Here is an 814-nt window from a genome sequence, read left to right as displayed (position 1 = left end):
TCAATACTGCTTTTTCGTTTGCACCACCTTCGATTCTTTCCTTAACGATTTGTACTTATTTCTTAAACAGCTCAGAATGTGGACCAAGGCGATAAAGCATCAAAACAAGAACATCTCCACAAATCTCATAAATAAGCAGCCAGTTCGGTTCGATGTGACACTCACGCGTACCTTTGTAGTTTCCTGTAAGGTCATGATCCCTGTATTTTGCATCCAGCGTACCGCCATTCGCCAGAATATCGATTACCTCAAACAGCTTATCAAGATCTTTATTTTGCTTTTTTGCAAGCTTCAAATCCTTTTTAAACTGATTGGTAAACTGAATGTCGTATTTCATACGTCGAGAGCTGCCTTAAGCGCATCCATACTGGAATAACGCGGAGCAGAAGGATCCTTCATCATTTTTCGGCCTTCCTCAATGGCAGCGGCTGTCGTATCATTTGGTACTTCCAGTTTTAATTCAAAAGGAATACCATGCTCACGGATAGCGGTTCTCAGGAATATATTTATAGCAGTTGTCATATTCAGACCAAGCTCATTGAAGATTTCCTCCGCCTGGTCCTTGATTGCCTTGTCTGTACGAATATTTAAATTAGTTGTTGCCATACAGAACACCTCCATTCAAGTATAGTATACTCAAATGCGCGTCTAATGTCAACACACTGTCATTATATAAGATACATACCTAAAATGAAAAAGATGCAATTTCTGATTTTTATGGTATACTGGGAATAAAATGATGTGATCGTTTATGCATACACAATAGGTAATTGCGAAACAAGTTCGCAATCCTGATTAAAAATGCGGTAAGAAT

2 protein-coding genes are annotated in these 814 nt (G+C 38.7%); both read right to left on the bottom strand.

The window, feature by feature from the left end; genetic code table 11:
• Positions 1-55: 55 nt before the first annotated feature.
• Positions 56-337 carry a type II toxin-antitoxin system YafQ family toxin gene (locus DXD06_RS16925; protein WP_117833216.1) on the bottom strand — a complete coding sequence of 94 codons (282 nt, stop codon included), beginning with the start codon at positions 335-337 and terminating at the stop codon, positions 56-58.
• The gene (locus DXD06_RS16920; protein ID WP_022045071.1) at positions 334-606 is read right to left on the bottom strand and encodes a type II toxin-antitoxin system RelB/DinJ family antitoxin; all 273 of its coding nucleotides are present in this window, start codon (positions 604-606) and stop codon (positions 334-336) included. Before DXD06_RS16920 ends, DXD06_RS16925 begins: the two co-directional genes overlap by 4 nt.
• Positions 607-814 lie beyond the last annotated feature (208 nt).

The sequence above is a fragment of the Roseburia sp. TF10-5 genome (assembly GCF_003462365.1).
Taxonomy (GTDB): Bacteria; Bacillota; Clostridia; order Lachnospirales; family Lachnospiraceae; genus Roseburia; species Roseburia faecis.
The sequence above is the reverse complement of the archived record's forward strand: the minus strand, read 5'-3'. Positions and strand labels throughout refer to the sequence as shown.

Bases quoted from the DNA above. Each gene is read 5' to 3' on its own strand.
- DXD06_RS16925 (WP_117833216.1), bottom strand. From the start codon at position 337: ATGAAATACGACATTCAGTTTACCAATCAGTTTAAAAAGGATTTGAAG.
- DXD06_RS16920 (WP_022045071.1), bottom strand. From the start codon at position 606: ATGGCAACAACTAATTTAAATATTCGTACAGACAAGGCAATCAAGGAC.